General features: G+C 45.5%; 19 protein-coding genes and 1 pseudogene. 15 read left to right on the top strand and 5 right to left on the bottom strand.

Translation table 11 applies throughout. The features are described 5' to 3' along the window. Positions 1-5: 5 nt before the first annotated feature. Entirely contained in the window at positions 6-1,076 is a 1,071-nt protein-coding gene (locus KTG12_RS15675) for a GDP-L-fucose synthase (RefSeq protein WP_005635386.1), read from the bottom strand. Further along, entirely contained in the window at positions 1,069-1,953 is an 885-nt protein-coding gene (gene rfbA, locus KTG12_RS15670) for a glucose-1-phosphate thymidylyltransferase RfbA (RefSeq protein ID WP_005635387.1), read from the bottom strand. The genes KTG12_RS15675 and rfbA overlap by 8 nt, the downstream gene beginning before the upstream one ends. A 198-nt stretch (positions 1,954-2,151) precedes the next feature. On the opposite strand from rfbA, the gene KTG12_RS15665 reads away from it, so the two are divergent. Beyond that, entirely contained in the window at positions 2,152-2,730 is a 579-nt protein-coding gene (locus KTG12_RS15665; protein WP_005635389.1) for an HdeD family acid-resistance protein, read from the top strand. A 237-nt stretch (positions 2,731-2,967) separates the two neighbouring features. Here the strand turns inward: KTG12_RS15665 and KTG12_RS15660 are convergent, their stop codons facing one another. From KTG12_RS15660 to KTG12_RS15650, 3 genes are read right to left on the bottom strand one after another with little or no spacing between them, the layout of a single operon-like run. Next, positions 2,968-3,975 carry a DUF4249 domain-containing protein gene (locus tag KTG12_RS15660; protein WP_022321230.1) on the bottom strand — a complete coding sequence of 336 codons (1,008 nt, stop codon included), beginning with the start codon at positions 3,973-3,975 and terminating at the stop codon, positions 2,968-2,970. A gap of 17 nt (positions 3,976-3,992) precedes the next feature. Then, on the bottom strand, positions 3,993-6,695 hold the full coding sequence (locus KTG12_RS15655; RefSeq protein WP_155144247.1) for a TonB-dependent receptor: 2,703 nt from the start codon (positions 6,693-6,695) through the stop codon (positions 3,993-3,995). A gap of 3 nt (positions 6,696-6,698) precedes the next feature. Continuing rightward, the gene (locus KTG12_RS15650) at positions 6,699-7,580 is read right to left on the bottom strand and encodes a FecR family protein (RefSeq protein ID WP_005635393.1); all 882 of its coding nucleotides are present in this window, start codon (positions 7,578-7,580) and stop codon (positions 6,699-6,701) included. 677 nt (positions 7,581-8,257) lie between these two features. Here KTG12_RS15650 and trpB point away from each other — a divergent pair. The 14 genes and pseudogenes from trpB (at position 8,258) to KTG12_RS15580 (ending at position 21,513) form a co-directional block, all read left to right on the top strand. Beyond that, complete coding sequence (trpB, locus tag KTG12_RS15645) at positions 8,258-9,451, top strand: tryptophan synthase subunit beta (RefSeq protein ID WP_022322573.1); 1,194 nt, start codon at positions 8,258-8,260, stop codon at positions 9,449-9,451. Between the two features lie 61 nt (positions 9,452-9,512). Further along, on the top strand, positions 9,513-10,916 hold the full coding sequence (locus KTG12_RS15640) for an anthranilate synthase component I family protein (RefSeq protein ID WP_022322572.1): 1,404 nt from the start codon (positions 9,513-9,515) through the stop codon (positions 10,914-10,916). A 29-nt stretch (positions 10,917-10,945) separates the two neighbouring features. Continuing rightward, positions 10,946-11,515 carry an aminodeoxychorismate/anthranilate synthase component II gene (locus tag KTG12_RS15635; RefSeq protein ID WP_005635398.1) on the top strand — a complete coding sequence of 190 codons (570 nt, stop codon included), beginning with the start codon at positions 10,946-10,948 and terminating at the stop codon, positions 11,513-11,515. 23 nt (positions 11,516-11,538) lie between these two features. Continuing rightward, positions 11,539-12,543 (top strand): anthranilate phosphoribosyltransferase, encoded by a 1,005-nt coding sequence (gene trpD / locus KTG12_RS15630; RefSeq protein ID WP_022322571.1) that lies wholly within the window; start codon positions 11,539-11,541, stop codon positions 12,541-12,543. A gap of 10 nt (positions 12,544-12,553) precedes the next feature. After that, positions 12,554-13,363 (top strand): indole-3-glycerol phosphate synthase TrpC, encoded by an 810-nt coding sequence (trpC, locus tag KTG12_RS15625; protein WP_005648647.1) that lies wholly within the window; start codon positions 12,554-12,556, stop codon positions 13,361-13,363. After that, on the top strand, positions 13,360-14,025 hold the full coding sequence (locus tag KTG12_RS15620; RefSeq protein WP_005635404.1) for a phosphoribosylanthranilate isomerase: 666 nt from the start codon (positions 13,360-13,362) through the stop codon (positions 14,023-14,025). The genes trpC and KTG12_RS15620 overlap by 4 nt, the downstream gene beginning before the upstream one ends. Before the next feature lie 22 nt (positions 14,026-14,047). Beyond that, the gene (trpA, locus tag KTG12_RS15615) at positions 14,048-14,818 is read left to right on the top strand and encodes a tryptophan synthase subunit alpha (RefSeq protein ID WP_022322570.1); all 771 of its coding nucleotides are present in this window, start codon (positions 14,048-14,050) and stop codon (positions 14,816-14,818) included. A gap of 227 nt (positions 14,819-15,045) precedes the next feature. Next, positions 15,046-15,853: pseudogene (locus KTG12_RS22315) on the top strand (helix-turn-helix domain-containing protein). 179 nt (positions 15,854-16,032) lie between these two features. Beyond that, positions 16,033-17,226, top strand: coding sequence for a saccharopine dehydrogenase family protein (locus KTG12_RS15605; RefSeq protein ID WP_022322568.1), 1,194 nt, complete (start codon positions 16,033-16,035; stop codon positions 17,224-17,226). A 75-nt stretch (positions 17,227-17,301) separates the two neighbouring features. Continuing rightward, complete coding sequence (locus KTG12_RS15600) at positions 17,302-18,318, top strand: radical SAM protein (protein WP_022322567.1); 1,017 nt, start codon at positions 17,302-17,304, stop codon at positions 18,316-18,318. 8 nt (positions 18,319-18,326) lie between these two features. After that, a complete protein-coding gene (bcp, locus tag KTG12_RS15595) occupies positions 18,327-18,785 on the top strand; it encodes a thioredoxin-dependent thiol peroxidase (RefSeq protein ID WP_005647670.1) in 459 nt (152 codons plus the stop codon). Between the two features lie 6 nt (positions 18,786-18,791). Continuing rightward, positions 18,792-19,835: a recombinase RecA gene (recA, locus tag KTG12_RS15590; RefSeq protein ID WP_005636551.1), complete on the top strand. Its 1,044-nt coding sequence runs from the start codon at positions 18,792-18,794 to the stop codon at positions 19,833-19,835. A 72-nt stretch (positions 19,836-19,907) separates the two neighbouring features. Beyond that, positions 19,908-20,867, top strand: coding sequence for a GNAT family N-acetyltransferase (locus tag KTG12_RS15585; protein WP_005636550.1), 960 nt, complete (start codon positions 19,908-19,910; stop codon positions 20,865-20,867). A 7-nt stretch (positions 20,868-20,874) separates the two neighbouring features. Continuing rightward, on the top strand, positions 20,875-21,513 hold the full coding sequence (locus tag KTG12_RS15580) for a PIG-L deacetylase family protein (protein ID WP_022322566.1): 639 nt from the start codon (positions 20,875-20,877) through the stop codon (positions 21,511-21,513). Positions 21,514-21,519: the final 6 nt, after the last annotated feature.

Raw genomic sequence — 21,519 nt, 5'->3', positions numbered from 1 at the left:
AATTCTTAATTCTCCAAGTACCAACTATAAAGGCGTTCAACCCCTTCGTCTATCTCAATCGTATGATGCCAGCCCAAAGCATGCAACTTCGTGACATCCGTCAGTTTGCGCATCGTCCCGTCCGGTTTAGACGAATCAAATACGATCTCACCTGTAAACCCTACCTTTTCTCGGATTAGGGAAGCCACTTCACAAATAGAAAGTTCTTTTCCAGTACCTATATTAATATGCGTATTTCGGATATCGCCGGTAGCAGGACGGAGATCGGCAAAATCGACCTTCTCCATCACATAGACGGAAGCATCTGCCATCTCCTCGCTCCAAAGAAACTCACGAAGCGGTTTGCCTGTTCCCCACAACTCCACTTTACCAGGATAAATACCGTACTTGGCAAGAATATCCAATATTTCGGATTCAGAAGTACCGCCGGATATATTTTCAACCGAACGCGCATTCAGATCTTTCCGGACAGCCTCCCAATCTCCTTCGGAAAGACATTTACCCAAATGTACTTTGCGAATCATGGCAGGCAGCACATGCGAAGTCTCCAGGTTAAAATTATCATTCGGGCCATACAGGTTGGTCGGCATTACTGCGATATAGTTAGTTCCGTATTGCAAGTTATAACTCTCACACATCTTGATCCCGGCTATCTTAGCTATCGCGTAGGGTTCATTCGTATATTCGAGTGGCGAAGTGAGCAAGCAATCCTCCGGCATCGGCTGCGGAGCATTTCCCGGATAAATACAAGTACTTCCCAAAAACAGAAGTTTCTTTACGTTATTCAGATAAGAAGCATGAATCACATTGTTCTGAATCATAAGATTCTCGTAAATAAAGTCAGCCCGGTAGCGGCTGTTTGCCACAATCCCTCCGACATGGGCTGCTGCCAGGAACACATATTCCGGCTTCTCTGCGGCAAAGAAATCATGAACGGCCTGCTGATCGGTCAAATCCAATTCCGCATGCGTACGCAGGACGAAGTTCGTGTAACCTTTTGCCTTCAGATTCTTCAGAATAGCAGAACCGACCAGTCCCCGATGGCCTGCTACAAATATTTTACTATCCTTATTCATTCTCTCTTTTTATCAAATTCAGCAGATATTGTCCATACTGGTTCTTCAACATCGGAGCGGCAACTTGCCTCAACCGTTCTGCATCGATCCAACCATTCCGATAAGCAACTTCTTCCAAGCAAGCTATTTTCAACCCTTGTCGTTTCTCTATCACCTCAACGAAGGTGGAGGCTTCAGAAAGAGAATCGTGCGTACCGGTGTCAAGCCATGCAAAACCGCGCCCTAAGAGCTGAACTTTCAAATTCCCATCCTTCAGGAATTCCTGGTTGACAGTCGTAATCTCCAGTTCTCCGCGGGCGGAAGGTTTAATCTGCTTGGCAACTTCCACCACTTTGTTCGGATAGAAATAAAGACCGACAACTGCATAATTCGATTTCGGGCATGCTGGTTTTTCTTCAATGCTCAACACATTTCCTGCCTCATCGAATTCGGCCACGCCATAGCGCTCCGGATCATTGACGTAGTAACCGAAGACGGTCGCTTTTTGTTCGTTTTCCACATTAGCTACGGCCCTTTTTAACATTGCGGTGAAACTCTGTCCGTAAAAGATATTGTCGCCCAAGACCAGACAAACGGAATCATTTCCAATAAACTCCTCCCCAATTAAAAAAGCTTGTGCCAATCCGTCCGGTGAAGGTTGTTCGGCATACTCGAAACGGACACCATAATCGGAACCATCCCCTAACAGACGACGAAAACCGGGAAGATCCTGCGGTGTGGAAATCACCAATATTTCACGTATTCCTGCCAGCATCAACACAGACACCGGATAATAGATCATCGGTTTATCATAAATAGGCAATAACTGTTTTGAAACCCCTTTGGTTATCGGATACAAACGCGTACCGGACCCTCCTGCTAAAACAATACCTTTCATAATCTTCTATGATTTACGATTTATGATTCCGGAATCATGCATCAATGATAAATCATACATCCAAAATCATAAATTCTTAATAAATATAACGGATGGCAAATGTATTAAAAATAATTCACTTTACCGGCTCGGTGAAACTTTTCTTTCCAAAGGTTTGTTACAAAGTAGATTTCAAAATAATTAAAAAACGAATTTATTATGAAGACTTTTATTGACACAATCAACTTCGGAGTAAAAAACTGGTGGGTTTCCCTGCTGTTGGGCCTGCTTTATATCCTCATCGCAATCTGCCTGATGTTCACACCGCTGGCAAGCTATGTCGCACTGAGTGTTTTGTTTAGTGTATCCATGTTTGTCAGCGGCACGTTGGAAATTCTTTTTGCCGTCACCAATAGAAAGAATATTTCCAGTTGGGGCTGGTATCTGGCAAGCGGTATCATCGACCTAATCTTAGGTATCTACCTGATGGCCAATATCGGCCTGAGCATGGCAGTGCTGCCTTTCATCGTCGCTTTCTGGCTGATGTTCCGCGGTTTCGCTTCAACCGGCTACGCTATGGACCTGAAACGCTACGGGACACGCAACTGGGGCTGGTATATGGCTTTCGGCGTACTGGCAATCCTTTGCAGTATCGGCATTATCTGGCAACCAGGTCTTGGAGCGTTATCCCTTGTCTATATGATCGCGTACACTTTGCTGATCATCGGCATCTTCCGGGTTATGCTTTCCTTCGAACTGAAGAGCTTGCACAAACGGAACAAAGAATACAACGAATAAATCGTATGCTTTTCTCAGCAGTTTCCAATCCATGAGAATACTTCCTCACCAGGGAGAGAATATATTCTCATCCGTATGAGAAAAGATTATCATTACGACGAGAAAAGATTGCCATCCTTATGAGAAAAAGCCCCTCATAAGACGAAAATCTTTTCTCGTTGTAGCTTTATGATTATTCGCTGACCATCTTCCGCTTAATGAATACGGCCTTACACTCAGCACAGTCCTTCCGGCAGTTCACTTTGGATACGACAACGGCGGCCGGTCGACCATACGCAAGGTAACCTGCTGCTCAGAGGAGGCCCCGACAAAACCTAAGCCACCCGATACGTTTTGAGGAACGATGACCGGTTCCATAAAGGTTTCGTTATAATCTTCCGAATTCAGACAGTTCATCGCACGCAAATAACGATAATAAGGTTGTGATATGCTCAATAAGCGGACTGTAACATCCAAGTAAAAATGATCTTTTCCATTTGATTCGCTAATATGCGGAACAGAGGTGTAGATCTTAAGGGTATACGAACCATTTTCAAAACGGCCATCCGTGAAAACATTGCTAAGATTACGAATAGTCCAATCCAAAATGCCGAATTTGTCATCATCGGCAGTCGTAAGATGCCCATCGGTCAACACAATATCCTCCTGGTTGATAATTTCGGGATAAGAGGAAAAGGGACCGTATTTGATACCTGTTTCCGAAGAAATCCTGTATGTATTTTCTTCGATAATAAGACGGTAATAATTTTTCTCGTTCGGACGGTCATGTATCGTTATTTTGTATCGCATACAATCCATCATGCTGGAACCACCCCTCAATTGCGTACGGAGCGTATCTACACGGATAGTTTCCTCGATCGGAAAAGGGATCTCCACCTCGCAGCCAGCCTGGTATTGCCCGTCTTCGGCTGTCGCTTCAAAGCGGATACGGTCACCGGGACGAAAAGATGTTTTCAACGTACAATTAGGATCATCGAAAGAACCATAGACCTTCTCCACCTCTGCCGTCTCGGTCTTTTGACCGTTGACATATACTACAATGGAACCATTGGAAACACAATCCGCTTGCTGTTTATCGGTATCGATCATACGCAGAGACACTCCGTTTTCTTTCTTTCCAGCTTCAAGAAAAGCATTCATCAGAAGCTGTGGGACCTGCGGCTTGTTCATATATGGAAGCTCATTCTCACAACCCGGGAACAGCATGGAAACCAGTATGAATAATATAAATAAATTCTTTTTCATAATTCTACTCCTCTTTATTAAAACCGGTATGTATAGGTAATCGATGGAACACAAGGCAGAAGCGTTTGCTTTATCAGCCTCGTTTTCCGCTTCCAGGTCGTCTCATGGCTACCATCCGGCTTAATATGCTCTACTCCGATATATTCTTCTTCTTTATAGATAAGATTCGGAGTCATGGCATTATAGGCGTTATAGACCGAAATATTCCAAGTCTGCATGCCGTGGCGCAATTTCTTATGGAAATTGATGCTCAGATTCAACCGGTGGCTGACAGGAAGGCGATAATTGTTTCGACGGGAAATGTAATCAATCAAGTTACCAGATGCCGTCCCTGTACGCTGTTCGGCAACCGTAGCCGTTCCGCCCGTATTAAAAATCCAAGTGATCCCTATATCCGTTTTCTTGCTGAAAGTATGGTTTACACAGAGGTTGATGTTGTGGCGGCGATCGTATTTATAAGGAAAACGTTCGCCGTTGTTGACCGTCCCATCCTTGAACTGGCGATCACTCTTGGCGATCGTATACCCCAACCATCCTGTCGTTTTACCGATCGTCTTCTGGGCTAAAATCTCCAAGCCGAAAGAACGGCCACGTCCCATCTCCACCTTCTCCTGCCATCCGCCGGATGATCCGAAAAAGGTAGCGCCATCCTGGTATTCCAATACATTATGCATATCTTTATAATAGCTTTCTAGAGAGAACTCCCACCCTTCCACACCGGTATAATAGCCACCGACAGCATACTGGTAGGAGCGCATCGGACGGATGTTTTTAGTAACCGGAACCCATAAATCGGTCGGCAGCGAAATCGGCGAGGATGACAGCAGGTGTACATACTGTTCCATTTGTGTAAAAGAAGCCTTTGCCGCAAAACCGTCATGAAAGCGATAACGCGCAGAAAGACGAGGCTGTGCCGACAGATAGCCTTTCCCTTGTGTGGAAAACAAGGAAAGATGAATGCCGACATTCAGGCTCAGACGGTCGCTGATATCGGCATTGTCTTCGGCATAAAACGAAAACTCGTGCCCGTGCAAATAGCTGTTCGAGGAATCGTTGTAGACGGTATCCTGTGCCGTCTGCCCGCCTACAGCTTCTTTCACACGCGAGGTCATCACCTCCGGTCGGAAGGTATGATACAGATAAGAAACACCGAACTTGACATGATGGTCAGGGACGGGCATATAATCGAAGTTCGTATGAAAACTCCAATCGTGTATACCGGAACGGTAATCGGAATTATAGACATACGATTCACCTCTATCGGTTATCGGATCACCGTTTTTATCCGCCTCGATGATATCTTTACGGTAAGTGTCCGCCATACTCATCTGGTAATGGTTGTAGGCTACGGTCGTATTGCTGAATAATTTACTGTTGAAGACATAATTCCACCGTCCGGCGGCAATCGTGTTTCCCCAGTTGAAATCGATCCGGCTGTTGTAGAAATACATACGTGACCCATTCGAATAGGCGTCATATTCCTTGTCCTGCTTGTAGTCATAATGGTCTTTCCCTTTGTAGAAACTGAGGAACAGGCGGCTGCGGTCGGAAAACTTATGGTTCACCTTTGCATTGATATCATAAAAATAGTAATTGAATTTCTTGTCCTCCGGCAGAAACGGCCTTGCCACCAGGTCGAGATAAGTGCGGCGGCCGGTCAGGCAAAAGGAGGTTTTATCTTTCAAGATCGGACCTTCGAAGTGTAGCTTACTGGTCAACAGGCCAATGCTGACCGTACCGTGATAATTCTGCATATCGCCGTCGTTTGTCCGGATATCCACGATAGAAGACAGACGGCCGCCATAACGGGCTGGAAATGAACCTTTGAAAAGCGTAACCTTTTTCATGGCTTCCGGAGTGAAGATGGAAAACACGCCCAACATATGGTCGGCATTATAGATGGGGATACCATCCAGAAGGATCAAGTTCTGATCCGGTCCGCCACCCCGTACATACAACCCGCTGAAACCTTCCGTTCCAGCCTGTACGCCAGGCATCAACTGGATTGTTTTGAGAATATCAGCCTCTCCTAAAATGGCCGGAGTATTCTTGATCTGCGTCATCGGGATGTCTAACGTACCCATACCCGTTGCCCGAATGCCTGTCTCTTTTTTGTCGGAAAGAACGATGATTTCCGACAACTGGTTATTGGTCTGCAAACGGATGTTCATTACAGTATCCCGACTTAACAGAAAACGGCAATGCTTGGTTTCATATCCTAAATACGAAAAGAAAAGTCCAGTCTCTCCTTCCGGCAAGGTCAAGCTGTAAAACCCGAAAGGGTTCGTCGAAGTCCCGGCATGACAGCTGGATTCCAAAATATTTGCACCAATCAGCGTTTCTGACGATATGGAATCGGTAATATATCCGCTGACCGTATATTTACGGGAAACAGGACGCTCTCCTAACAAGATGTGTGTGCCGGAGATTTTAAACGTTATCGCTTCCTGACCAAATGCATATTGCAGGATTTCCTCGATGGTCTTCTGACGGACATCAAGGGTAACAGGCTGCCGGAGCTGTACCTTTTCACCATAGATAAACGAGAAGCCGGTGGAGTCCTCTAACTGGCGGACAAAAGTGTCCAGTGTTGCCTTCCGGACCTGGAAGTCCAGACGCGCCGCCCGGTCTTGTGCAGCGAGCGGCGCAATTCTGAAAACTATCCATAATAGAAGAATAAGCCGGGCGAACCGGCGGAGACAATATAGGTAATAATTCATGACTTAGTTAAGTTTAGAATGAATCAAGATCGTATCATTTGTCTTTGAATAACTGAAATTACCGGCTGGCTGGAGCAGATCGAGCATCTGATCCAAACTCTCGCCTTCAGTAAAATGCGCCCTGATACGAAAATCCTTTATATCTTCATCCGTAATTTTGATTTTCACATGAAAAGCATTCGACAACTCTCGTGCAATCTCCTGCAACGGCAGATAATCAAAATGAAAATGGCCGTCGCGCCAACCGGTAGCCGTATTATTTTCTTTTGTTTTTTCTTCCTGTAGTGTTTTATCTGCTCGATTATAAATCGCGCTTTCTCCGGGAGAAAGCGTAATCCGGCTGGAAACAGCCGGCGCATTGACAGCGACAGAACCTTCCAACAAAGTTGTCTTCACCTCTGCATCTCCGGGATAGGCTTCAACATTAAAATGTGTTCCGAGCACTTCGACCTCGACTGGGTCCGCTTTCACAACAAAGGGATGCCGGGCATCTTTCTCCACTTCGAAATAAGCTTCTCCCTGTAATTGTACTTCCCTCCTATCCTCCTTGAAACGATCCGGGTAAGTCAAAGAGGAATAGCGGTTCAGCGTCACCTTCGTCTGGTCCGGCAAAGTAATTACCGATATGGCTGCACCGGCTGAAACAGTTTGCATCGCTACCGGCTTCCAATAATCATAGATGAACCAACTTGCAAAGCAAAGCAGGACGGATGCAGCAACGACTCCCGCCAGACGGAACAGTCTCAGCCTCTTTGTCCGGGGAGGAACGAGCCGCCTCTCCAACAATTTCCAACTTTCGGAAGCGGAATAGCGCCCACGAGGTGAACGTGTGGAGGCGACAAGCTTGTCCAGTGTCTTTTCTATATGATCGTGTGAAGGTTCCATGCTTTTCTCTTCTACATTTTAGAGATAAAGACAGGATTAGGTAAAAAACTCACTACTCACTTCTATTAAAATAATGTAAATTATCTCACTTCCTCTATTTGTCAGCCAACAGAGCTTCCCCTAATACCCGATCAAGTATCACCTTCTTTATTTACATAACCACACGGAAACGCGACCTCTCCTCCAGTATCATTTTGTTATCTTCATAGGGACAAAACAAGATAGATAGAAACGTTAAAAAATATCACCCGCCAGTGTAATTTCCAAAACATGCCCTACTAATCCTATTTTGACGGGGTAGTAGTGACATTTTGATAAATCATAAGAAGCCTATCCCCTCAAACAAGAAATTTGAAATAGCAGGGAGAGGGACAACTGAGACTGCCATACAAAAGTTCTATGATTATATAACAAAAAAACAGCCGAATTATTTGCAGTTTGTCAGAGAATGCATATATTTGCTGCCGTAATAACAACAAAAGTCATGAGAACAATTATAGTAAATACATATTGGTGGTGGCGCTCTTTACAACTCATAAGGTCGTAAGGAACCAGTCCTCATGTATATACTATCATGATATAATAAAAGGTCTGTCGCACTTGCGGCAGGCCTTTTTTCGTTTAGGGCAATTACCAAGATTCGAAAAGACAAAAAATAAATAATAACAGATAGAACGATGAAAACGTATCAAGTTGACGAAAATGGGTATTATGGTGAGTTTGGAGGAGCATATGTGCCCGAAATACTTCACCAATGTGTGGAAAACTTGCAGAAGAAGTATCTGGAAGTATTGGAAAGCGACAGTTTCAAGAAAGAATTCAACCAGTTACTTCGGGACTATGTCGGCCGCCCTTCTCCTCTCTATCAAGCAAAAAGGCTGAGTGAGATGTATGGCTGCAAGATATATCTGAAACGTGAAGACCTGAACCATACCGGCGCTCATAAGATCAACAACACGATCGGACAGATCTTGTTGGCCCGCCGGATGGGAAAAACCCGTATCATAGCCGAGACGGGAGCCGGACAGCACGGCGTGGCAACCGCTACTGTCTGTGCGTTGATGAATATGGAATGTATCGTTTATATGGGCAAGACGGATGTGGAACGCCAACATGCAAACGTGCAGAAAATGGAGATGTTGGGCGCGACGGTCATCCCCGTAACTTCTGGCAATATGACACTGAAAGATGCGACCAATGAAGCGATCCGCGACTGGTGCTGCCATCCTTCCGACACATATTACATCATCGGGTCGACAGTCGGCCCCCATCCTTATCCGGATATGGTGGCACGTTTGCAATCCGTTATCAGCGAAGAGATTAAAAAGCAGTTGTCGGAGCAGGAAGGACGTGACTATCCGGATTATCTGATCGCCTGTGTAGGTGGCGGAAGCAACGCTGCCGGAACGATCTATCATTTTATTGATGATGAACGGGTAAAAATCGTTCTTGCCGAAGCGGGCGGTTTGGGGATTACGACCGGACAAAGCGCAGCAACCATCCAATTAGGCAAGAAAGGTATCATACATGGAGCGCGCACATTAGTGATGCAAAACGAGGACGGGCAAATCGAAGAGCCTTATTCCATCTCTGCCGGACTGGACTATCCGGGTATCGGACCGATCCACGCCAACCTGTCAGAAACTCACCGAGCTACGATTCTTGCCGTCAATGATGACGAAGCGCTAGATGCGGCTTTTTGCCTGACGCGCATCGAGGGAATTATTCCGGCACTTGAAAGTGCGCATGCATTAGGGGCGTTGCCTAAGATAAAATTCAAACCGGAAGATGTCGTTGTCCTGACAATATCGGGTCGGGGAGATAAGGATATGGAGACTTATATTAAGTATAAATTGAAAAACGAGAAGTGAAAAGTGAGAGTCAGGAAGTTCTTCCTATAATCAGTTTTATAATCATCAATTGTCGATCATAATGGACTATACATTTAAAACAATAAGCAGGAAGGTTCTCAGTGACCTTCATACACCTGTCAGTATCTACTTGAAGGTACGGGACGTTTATCCGAAATCGGCGTTGTTGGAAAGTTCCGATTTTCATGGGAATGAAAACAGTCTTTCTTACATCGCACTTTGTCCGCTGGCAAGTATCGGAATCAATAACGGGGAATGCACCGCTGTTTTTCCTGATAGAAAAAGCGAGGTTACGGCATTGACCGGAACATTCAATGTGGCGGAGGCCATGAATGCGTTTTTGAAGCGTTTCTCGATCGAAGGACCTGACAGGAAAGTATGCGGACTGTTCGGATATACGGCTTTCGATGCCGTGCGTTACTTTGAGAACATCCCGGTGATGGAAGCGCACCATGAAGAAAACGATGCTCCCGACATGCTCTACATATTATATAAGTATGTACTTGTCTTCAACCACTTCAAAAATGAACTGACGCTCGTTGAGCTGATGCAATCCGGCGAAAACTCCGGTTTGCAAGAGATAGAGACCTTGATAAAAAACCGGAACTATGCTTCTTATAACTTCCAGGCTACCGGCCCTGAGACATCGCCTGTCAGCGGGGAAGAATATAAAGCAATGGTGCGCGAAGGCATCCGTCATTGTCTCCGTGGAGACGTTTTCCAGATCGTGCTGAGCCGCCGGTTCGAACAACCGTTCAAAGGAGACGACTTCAAGGTTTATCGGGCTCTCCGGAGCATCAATCCCTCTCCCTATCTGTTTTACTTCGACTTCGGAGGATTCCGTATCTTCGGCTCTTCACCTGAAACGCACTGCAAGGTAGCCGACGGACATGCAAGCATCGACCCGATTGCAGGCACGGCTTTCCGCACGGGAAACGTTGCATTGGACAGACAGCGTACCGAAGCTTTGCTTGCCGATCCGAAAGAGAATGCCGAGCATGTCATGCTGGTTGACCTTGCCCGTAACGACCTTTCGCGCAATGCGCATGACGTACAGGTCGATTTCTACAAGGAAGTGCAGTACTACAGTCATGTCATTCATCTGGTATCGCGTGTCAGCGGTGAGATCGATGCAGACAGCAATCCGATCAAGACCTATATAGATACATTCCCAGCTGGAACATTGAGCGGAGCGCCGAAGGTACGTGCCATGCAATTGATTACGGATATAGAAAAGCATAATCGGGGCGCTTATGGCGGTTGCATCGGGTTCATCGGCTTTGACGGCGACTTGAACCAGGCGATCACGATCCGTACATTCGTCAGCCGCGGAAACGTCCTGTACTATCAGGCAGGAGCCGGCATTGTCGCCAAAAGCAATGATGAACGGGAATTGCAGGAAGTCAATAACAAATTAGGCGCTTTGAAGAAAGCGATCGATCTGGCAACAACATTTATAAATTGAAAGTTGAAAATTAAAAGTTGAAAGTTTTTATGAAAGTATTACTGTTCGATAATTATGATTCCTTCACCTACAACTTGTTGCATATACTGAAGGAATTGGGTGCGGAAGTTGAAGTACATCGCAATGACAAGATTTCATTAGACGAAGTGGAACGTTTTGACAAGATCCTTTTGTCACCCGGTCCGGGCATTCCGGAGGAGGCAGGCATCTTGCTGCCGTTAATCCGCCGCTATGCGCCGACCAAGAGCATCTTAGGCGTCTGCCTCGGAGAGCAAGCCATCGGGCAAGCATTCGGTGCAACGCTTATCAACCTGGCGGATGTACATCACGGAGTCTGTTCGGATATACGGGTGACGGTGCCGGATGTGTTGTTTACGGGCTTGGAACCCGGTTTCCGTGCCGGCCGCTACCATTCGTGGGTCGTATCGAAAGAGAATTTCCCCGACTGCCTGGAGATCACGGCAGAGGATGTGGAAGAAGGACAGATCATGGCGCTTCACCATCGCGAATATGATGTTCGCGGCATCCAGTTTCACCCGGAATCCGTACTGACCCCCAAGGGAAAGGCAATCATACGGAACTGGCTGGGGATAAATTAAAAATTAAGAATTAAAAATTAAGGATGAAAGATATATTATATAGGTTATTCGAACATCAGTATTTGGGACGTGACGAAGCGCGGACGATTCTTCAGAATATTGCAGAAGGCAAGTATAATGATTCACAGATTGCCAGCTTGATAACGGTATACCTGATGCGTAATATCTCCGTAGAGGAATTGGCGGGTTTTCGGGAGGCATTGCTCGAAATGCGCGTCCCGGTAGATTTGTCGGAGTTTAAGCCGATCGATATTGTGGGGACGGGAGGCGACGGAAAGAATACGTTCAATATCAGCACGGCTTCCTGCTTTGTCGTAGCCGGTGCCGGATATAACGTCGTGAAACATGGGAACTATGGGGCGACCTCGGTCAGTGGCGCGAGCAACGTAATGGAGCAGCACGGTGTGAAGTTTACTGCCGATATCGACCGGTTGCGCCGTTCGATGGAATCCTGCCATATCGCCTATCTGCATGCGCCGTTGTTCAATCCGACACTGAAGGCTGTGGCTCCGATACGGAAGAGTTTAGGAGTGCGCAGCTTCTTCAACATGCTCGGCCCGCTGGTCAATCCGGTAATGCCGACCTACCAGTTGTTAGGTGTGTACAACCTGCCATTGCTCAGGCTTTACAGCTATACCTATCAGGAGAGCGGAACGCGTTTTGCCGTTGTACATAGCCTCGACGGGTATGACGAAATCTCGCTGACAGCAGAATTTAAGGTAGCAATGCCGGAAAAAGAGAAGCTCTACACACCGGAAATGTTAGGTTTCTCCCGCACAACGGAAGCGGAACTGGATGGCGGTGAGACAGTCGCCGAAGCAGCCCGCATCTTTGACGATGTCCTGAATAACCGGGCGACTCCGGCACAAAAGAATTGCGTAATCGCCAACTCCGCTTTCGCCATCCAAGTCATCTGCCCGGAAAAGAGAATCTCAGAATGCCTGGAGGAAGCTCAAGAAGCATTGGAAAGTGGTAAAGCATTGCAGACATTCAATACGTTTATCAGTTTGAATGACAAATTACAATGAAACAACGAATATGAAAGATATATTACAAGATATTATAGCGAATAAGCGTATCGAAGTGGAGCGACAAAAACAAGCTGTCCGGTTGCAGACCTTACTGGGGATGGGCGGTGAACGACTCGAACATCCTGCCCGTTCCATGCGGGCGGCTCTCGCAGCATCTTCATCGGGCATCATTGCTGAGTTTAAGAGAAAAAGTCCTTCGAAAGGCTGGTTACATCCCGATGCTGCTATAGCTGATGTCTTGCCCGCCTATGAGAAGGGAGGCGCTTCCGCCTGTTCTGTCCTGACCGATTCGAACTTTTTCGGGGGGTCCTTAGGTGACCTTTGCAAAGCACGCAGCCTGGTGGGCCTGCCCTTATTGAGAAAAGACTTCATCATTGACGAATATCAACTCTATCAAGCACGCGTAATGGGTGCCGATGCCGTCCTGTTGATTGCCGCCTGCCTTACCCCAGAACAATGTCTTATGTTTGCGGAGTTAGCTCATACCCTCAACATGGAAGTACTGTTGGAAATCCATTCCAAAGAAGAACTTGACCACCTCAATCCATTTGTCGATATGTTGGGAGTGAATAACCGCAACCTCGGAACATTTCATACTGATGTGGAAAACTCCTTCCGTCTGGCAAAAGCGATGCAAACGGTCGCTCGTGAAAGAAATCTTTCTCCTTTGTTAGTATCAGAAAGCGGTATTTCGACCACAACCACCGTATCGAACCTCAGAGAAGCTGGTTTTCATGGATTCCTGATCGGAGAGACATTCATGAAAACCGATGTACCAGGCGACACTCTCGCACAATTCATAGGAAGATTATCATGATCATCAAAGTATGCGGAATGCGTGATCCCGAAAATATACGGGAAGTTGCAGCCTTAGGGGTTGACTGGATAGGACTGATATTTTTCGCGAGAAGCCCACGAAGAATAACTAACAATGGACAATTAACTATTGACAATGGCGGCAAGCGGTATTCCGATTGTCAATTGTCAATTATCAATTATCCATTAAAAAAGGTCGGTGTTTTTGTCAACACTTCCTTCGAAGAGTTGGTGGAAACAGCGGCATTTTTCCGACTCGATTACCTGCAACTGCACGGAAATGAAACACCGGAAGATTGCCATGCCTTGCAAAAGCGTGGTTACTCGCTAATCAAAGCATTTCAGATTGCAACAGCTTGCGATCTTGAACAAACTACCAATTATGAAGGGCGTGTCGATTACTTCCTCTTCGATACCAAATGCAATAGTTATGGAGGTTCCGGCAAACAATTCGATTGGTCCGTGCTCGAAGCCTACCGGGGAAAGACTCCTTTCCTGTTAAGCGGAGGCATCCGTCCGGAAAGTGCTGGGGCAATACGTTCTTTCCGGCATCCCCGCCTCGCCGGGATCGACCTGAACAGCGGATTCGAGATTGAACCGGGGCTGAAAGACATAGGAAAGCTAAAGGAGTTTTTAAAAGCAATTCAAAATCATAATTCATAAATCTGAAATCACAAATCAAAAGATGAACCGTATCACAAACTTATTCAACACAAAAAAGAACGGAATCCTTTCCGTCTTCTTTACCGCCGGATATCCGAACCTGGATGACACGAAGAAGATATTAAAAGAGTTAGAAAACAAAGGAATAGACATGGTAGAGATCGGTATTCCCTTCTCCGACCCGATGGCAGACGGCCCCGTGATCCAGGAAGCCTCTACTGCCGCGTTACGAAACGGGATGTCATTGCATGTTCTGTTCGAACAGTTAGAAGATATCCGTCAGGATGTGCATATCCCGATTATCCTGATGGGCTATCTGAATCCGATCATGCAATATGGCTTCGAAGCATTCTGCCGGAAATGTGCACTGACAGGTGTGGACGGTATGATCATTCCGGACCTGCCTTTTGCCGATTATATGAAAGAGTATAAAGCCATCGCCGAACGGAATAACCTCAAAATGATCATGCTCATCACACCTGAAACCTCCGAAGAACGCATCCGCCTGATCGATGAACATACAAGCGGTTTCATCTATATGGTGTCGAGCGCCTCCACTACCGGAGCGCAGCAAAGTTTCAACGAGCAGAAGCAGACTTATTTCTACCGCATCAACGGGATGGGACTCCGGAATCCGCGCCTGGTCGGTTTCGGCATATCGAACAAAGCAACCTTCGATGCAGCAGCTATTAACTCATCAGGGGCTATTATAGGAAGCAAATTCATACAATTATTGAAAAGCGAACCGATCTCTGTCGCCGTCGATAAGTTACGGGCAGCCATTCAGGAGTGAAATGAACAGAAAAACAAACATTTTAAAACAGTCGTCCTCCAGCAAATAGGAAAAATACTTCTTTTTACCTTTTCGTTGAGGGACGGCAATAAATCAGACCTACCTCAAAGGACTGATAGATATTGATATCCTGCCGCCCATGGATTGTCGCCGAATAAGTCGATTACTTTATCGGATGGTTGTACCTGCAATACCGTGTACTCTGCTTCCATTTCTATTGATGGCGCTTGCAAGACACCACTAACGCTACGCAACTGATAACACCTAAAAGTTGCATCCATCTTTTCAAACTGGAAGATGCCTGTATCTTTTTTTGCCATAGCGGGAAAGCCCGGATCGAAATCGATTTGTTGGAATATGACATCGTACCTAATACGCAGATCATATTCCTACCCAACAGTATTATCAATTATTCATATGCAAGTTCAGACCTCTCTATTATAACATTTTCCAATGCGTTTTTCCAAGAAGCAACAGTCCGGCTCGACCCTTCTTTTTTTCATTTTCTGAAAGAGAATCCTGTCGTCACGCTACCTGCCGAACGTACACGCACCATTAACGGACTCATCATTGCACTGGAAGACCTCTATAAAGATAAAGAAAACTGTTTCCGACTACAAATCCTTCGCAGCTACACGCAAAGTTTCCTTTTGGACATTTACGATAAGACACATTGTATCTTCAAGCAGAACCACCCGGGAGGAATCAACCGGTAGGAAGATTTGTTCAAACGATTTATCCAGTTGATACACAAACACTGCCTCAGCCAGCGCGAAGTTTCATTTTACGCAAAAAAAATGTTCATCACCCCCCCCGCTATCTATCCGCCATCGCGCAAGCCGTCTCCGGAGAAACAGCAAAAAACATCATTGATAAACATGTCATACTCGAAATAAAAGTATTGCTGGAATCGACAGACTTAACATACAGGAAATAGCCAACCACCTCCAGTTTCCGGATCAGTCGCTTTTCGACCGGTATTTCAAGAGACATACCGACACTTCTCCGCAATACTACAGGCGTAAACTCGGTTAGCCGGAGCCTGTTCCCCAAGCACGGAACAAAAGTTTCCGGCGTATGAAACTTTTGTTTCCTAACCTGCGAAACTGTTTTTCTCTCCTACCTTGCCAAATTATTCAAAGATTCATCGTATATTTGTCGATAGGTTTAAAACCTTGTAAACTGTATATTAACAAGATTAATTCTATTAGTAAATGGGAAGAATATTAGTTATTGGTGCAGGGGGCGTTAGTACCGTTGCTGTTAAGAAGATTGCGATGAATGCAGATATCTTTACCGATATCATGGTTGCCAGCCGCACAAAAAGCAAATGCGACCGGATTGCCGCCGATATTAAGAATGTAAAGGTACAAACAGCACAGGTTGATGCAGACAACGTGGAAGAACTCGTTACCTTGTTCAATTCCTTCAAACCAGACTTAGTAGTAAACCTAGCTTTGCCCTATCAGGATCTCCACATCATGGATGCCTGCCTAGCATACGGTGTCAGCTATCTCGACACGGCCAATTACGAACCGCTGGACGAAGCTAAATACCAATACAGCTGGCAGTGGGCATACAAGAAACGTTTCGAAGATGCCGGTCTGACTGCTATCCTGGGTTGTGGATTCGATCCGGGCGTAACAGGCGTATATACGGCTTATGCGGCCAAACATCACTTCGATGAAATACAATATCTGGATATTGTAGACTGTAATGCAGGAGACCATCACAAAGCATTTGCGACTAATTTCAACCCGGAAATCAATATCCGCGAGATTACCCAACGAGGAAAATATTTCGAGGACGGAGAATGGAAAGAAACAGATCCGTTGTCCATACACAAACCGTTGAACTATCCGAATGTCGGTCCGAGAGAGTCCTACCTGATGTACCACGAAGAGTTGGAAAGCCTGACCAAAAACTTCCCGACAATTAAACGTGCCCGCTTCTGGATGACTTTCGGACAGGAATATCTGACTCATTTACGCGTGATCCAGAACATCGGTATGTCCCGCATTGATCCGATTATGTATAATGGACAGGAAATCGTTCCGATCCAATTCTTGAAAGCCGTGTTACCAAATCCGGGGGATCTGGGTGAAAACTATACAGGCGAAACCTCCATTGGTTGCCGCATCCGTGGTATCAAGGATGACAAAGAAATGACCTACTATATTTACAATAATTGTAGCCACCATGCCGCTTACCTAGAAACAGGGGCACAAGGTGTAAGCTATACGACTGGCGTCCCGGCGATGATCGGGGCCAAACTGTTCATACAGGGAGTTTGGAAAAAACCGGGGGTTTGGAACGTAGAAGAGTTCGATCCCGATCCGTTCATGAAGGAACTGAACGAACAAGGTCTGCCTTGGCACGAACTGTTCAATATAGATCTAGAACTGTAAACAATGGACAATTGATAGTTGACAATTATATTAATATCCTTTTTAATTGTCAATTGTCAATTATCAATTAACTAAATGGCTCGTAATATTTACAACATACTACGTCTTGGTACACAAATCAAAAGCAGAAGGCTCAAACTATTGGGTATTTGGCTATTTCATGTGTTAGGCAAACGATATATCGGCGTTTTTCTCGATCCGGTACTAGCCTGTAACTTCCGCTGTAAGATGTGTTATTTCAGCGACGAGGAAAAAAGGAAAAGTCTGCGAGGTACACTGAAATATGAAGAAATAGAAGCCATTGCCGGAAGCCTGTTCCACCGTGCCTTGAAACTTCAGATCGGTTGCGGAGCGGAACCGACTTTGCATAAGGATCTGGTAAAAATCATTGCACTGGGTAAACGATACAACGTCCCTTACGTTTCACTCACGACAAACGGGAATCTGCTGACAAAAAAGCAGTTAGCCGTTGCTGTAGAAAACGGGTTGGACGAGTTGACACTATCGGCACATGGTTTTACCCGCGAAACATACGAGTATCTGATGACAAACGGTAAATTCGACTTGTTCCGCAGGCTGCTCGCCGACGTCGCAGAAATAAAGAAACAACATCCGCAGTTCAAGTTGCGCATCAATTATACGATCAACAACGACAATCTCGAAGAACTAAACCGGATATGGGAAGTCGTCGGAGACGAACTGGATATCCTGCAACTCCGCCCGATACAAAAGATCGGAGAGAGCGAATACCAGGATTTCGATCTGACTAATATCTATGCGAGGTACGATGCCATACTGGTTCCGCTAATAGAAGAATGCCGCCGCAAGCATATCATCTGCCTGGCTCCCGACAAGCAGAACATCATCGTGCTGGAGGAAAACGACGCAGACGACAACAGTATCGAAAAGATTACATACTGCTATGTTTCTCCCCAAGAATGCTGGCAAGATGAATTCGATTACCGGACGGAGACATTCGAGTCATATGCTGCTGCCCATCACATGGGAAGAAAACTGCTTTGGAAGGTCTTCGGACGAAAAGCCCGCCGGAAAGCGGATGTAACACGCAAGATGAACTATAACATCAAGTAAATAAATATATGGCAATACAAATAGGAGATAAAGCTCCCGAAGTTCTGGGACTTGACCAGAACGGGAAAGAGATAAAGCTAAGCGATTTCAAAGGCAAGAAGTTGGCGCTCTATTTCTACCCGAAAGACAATACCAGCGGTTGTACAGCTGAAGCGTGCAGTCTGCGGGATGGCTACAAGGAATTGCAAGCTGCTGGCTACGAAGTAGTGGGTGTCAGCAAAGACAGTGCCAAGTCTCATCAGGGATTTATCGCAAAACAGGAACTCCCTTTCAGCCTCATCGCTGATACGGATACGACCCTGCAACAGCAGTTCGGGGTTTGGGCAGAAAAGAAATTGTACGGACGTTCATACATGGGGACTCTCCGTACCACCTTTATTATAGATGAAGACGGTATCGTTACCAATATCATCGGCCCGAAAGAGGTGAAGACTAAAGACCATGCTAATCAAATCCTTAATCTATAAAAGGAAATGGCAAAAGAAGATTTATTCGAAGAAGGCAAACAGCCGGCAGCCGAGAAACCGGCTGTAAACGCAGACAAATTGAAAGCGCTTCGCGCAGCAATGGACAAGATCGAAAAAAACTACGGAAAAGGTTCGATCATGAAATTGGGTGACGAAAGCGTCGAAAATATCGAAGTGATCCCAACAGGTTCTATCGCCTTGAACGCAGCATTAGGTGTAGGCGGTTATCCTAAAGGCCGTGTGATCGAAATCTATGGACCGGAATCATCCGGTAAGACAACTCTTGCGATCCATGCGATTGCCGAGGCACAGAAAAATGGTGGTATTGCGGCATTTATCGATGCGGAACATGCTTTCGACCGTTTTTATGCAGAAAAGTTAGGAGTAGATGTCGAAAACCTGTGGATTTCCCAACCGGATAATGGCGAACAGGCACTGGAAATTGCTGAACAGCTAATCCGTTCATCTGCTGTGGATATTATCGTAATCGACTCGGTTGCCGCTCTGACTCCAAAAGCGGAAATCGAAGGCGATATGGGTGACAGCAAGATGGGACTACAGGCACGATTAATGTCCCAAGCACTTCGTAAGTTGACGGCTGCGATCAATAAGACTAACACGACATGTATATTCATCAACCAGCTGCGTGACAAGATTGGCGTGATGTTCGGCAATCCCGAAACGACAACCGGCGGTAATGCGTTGAAGTTTTATGCCTCTGTTCGTCTGGATATCCGCAGCATCGGTAAATTGAAAGACGGTGATGATATCAAAGGTAACCAAGTGCGCGTAAAAGTAGTCAAGAACAAGGTCGCTCCTCCTTTCCGGAAAGCAGAGTTCGACATCATGTTCGGTGAAGGTATCTCCAAAGCCGGTGAAATAATCGACCTGGGTGCAGAACTGAACATCATTAAGAAAAGCGGTTCGTGGTACAGTTACAACGACACTAAATTAGGACAGGGACGTGATGCCGCCAAACAATGCGTTGCCGACAATCCTGAACTGGCAGACGAATTGTCCGACCTGATCTTCGAAGCGTTAAAAGGATAAAATCAATGGCACACAGATGATACGGATCAAGTCTGTAGTCATCTGTGTCCATGATTATACAGAAAATCATTCATGAACACAAAAGACAAATACCATTTGCTTTGCAACACTGAAACTAGTATTCCCATCTTTTCCCGTGACTGGTGGCTCGATACGGTTTGTGGCAAAGATAAATGGAAAGTCTTATTGGTTGAAGAAAAAGAAAGGATTACGGCAGCGATGCCACTTTATTGTCCTCGACAAGGTATTATCTCAATGCCATCTTACACACAAACAATGGGTCCTTGGTTCGCACCGGAATCCAAAGATACCAAATACACCAAAACTTTAGGCCACCGGCAAGTTTTATGCAAACAACTGCTAAACACGCTTAAAAGCTATCCGTATTTTATGCAAAATTTTCATTACGGAATCACCGACTGGCTACCATTCTATTGGGAAGGTTACCGACAAACAACACGCTACACCTATATGTTGAAGGATATCCGAAACACAAAAGCAATATTGGGAAATATGAGTTTCAATATCCGACGGAACATCACAAAAGCCAGAGACAAATATCATATCACAGTAAAAAAAGGAATTTCTATAGAAGAGTTCTTGTTGATACAGGCACAAACCTTCAAACGTCAACAGATCACCAACAAAGAAGATATGGAAGTTTTAATCAAACTGATCAATATTTGCCGAAAACGGGACCAGGGAGATTTATGGGGCGGTTATGACGAAAAAGGACGTTTGCATGCTGTCGCTTTTATCGTCTGGCAAGAAAGTTCCGCCTGGTATCTGGCTGGTGGAGGAAATCCGACTCTTCGGGAGTCCGGAGCACACAGTTTAATTTTGTGGGAAGCAATCCGTTATGTTTCACAATATACCGACACATTTGATTTCGAAGGTTCCATGATACCGGGAGTCGAACGTTTTTTCCGTGAATTCGGTGCAATTCAAACCCCCTTCTTCACAATAACCAAAGGAAAATTAAGTTTATTAAATAGAGCCTGTTTAAAAATAGGAAGGATAATAAACAGATAAATTATTTATGATATTAAACAGTTATAATAATATACTGGTTTTAGCCCCTCATACGGACGACGGGGAATTAGGACTGGGAGGAACCATAAGCAAACTTATCGAACTGGGAAAGAAAGTAACCTATGTCGCTTTTTCAACCGCTCAGCAGTCCGTACCCGAAGGTTTTCCGAAAGATATTTTGAAGACAGAAGTCAAGAAAGCGACTGCCCAATTGGGAATATCACCTGAAAACCTCATCATCTACAATTATGAGGTCCGTAAACTCGGATATGTCCGGCAGGAAATATTGGAAGAACTGATCCGCCTAAAAAAATCGAACAGCTTTGACTTGGTCTTTATCCCAAGCCTACACGACATTCACCAGGATCATACAACGATCGCCCAAGAAGGCCTACGCGCCTTCAAAAACACGACACTGCTGGGCTACGAGTTGATTTGGAACAATCTGACATTCAACACACAATGTTTCGTTGAACTGAATAGAGAGCACATTCAAGCCAAAGTCGAAGCATTAAAAGCATACGAATCACAAGGAACACGCGACTATCTATCCGAAGAGTTTATCTTTTCACTGGCAAAAACACGCGGTGTACAAGCTGGCTGTCCTTATGCTGAAGCATTCGAAGTAGTCCGTTTGTTCCTGTAAAGTTGA

The organism is Parabacteroides sp. MSK.9.14 (genome assembly GCF_019041495.1).
GTDB lineage: Bacteria > Bacteroidota > Bacteroidia > Bacteroidales > Tannerellaceae > Parabacteroides > Parabacteroides merdae.
The sequence above is the reverse complement of the archived record's forward strand: the minus strand, read 5'-3'. Positions and strand labels throughout refer to the sequence as shown.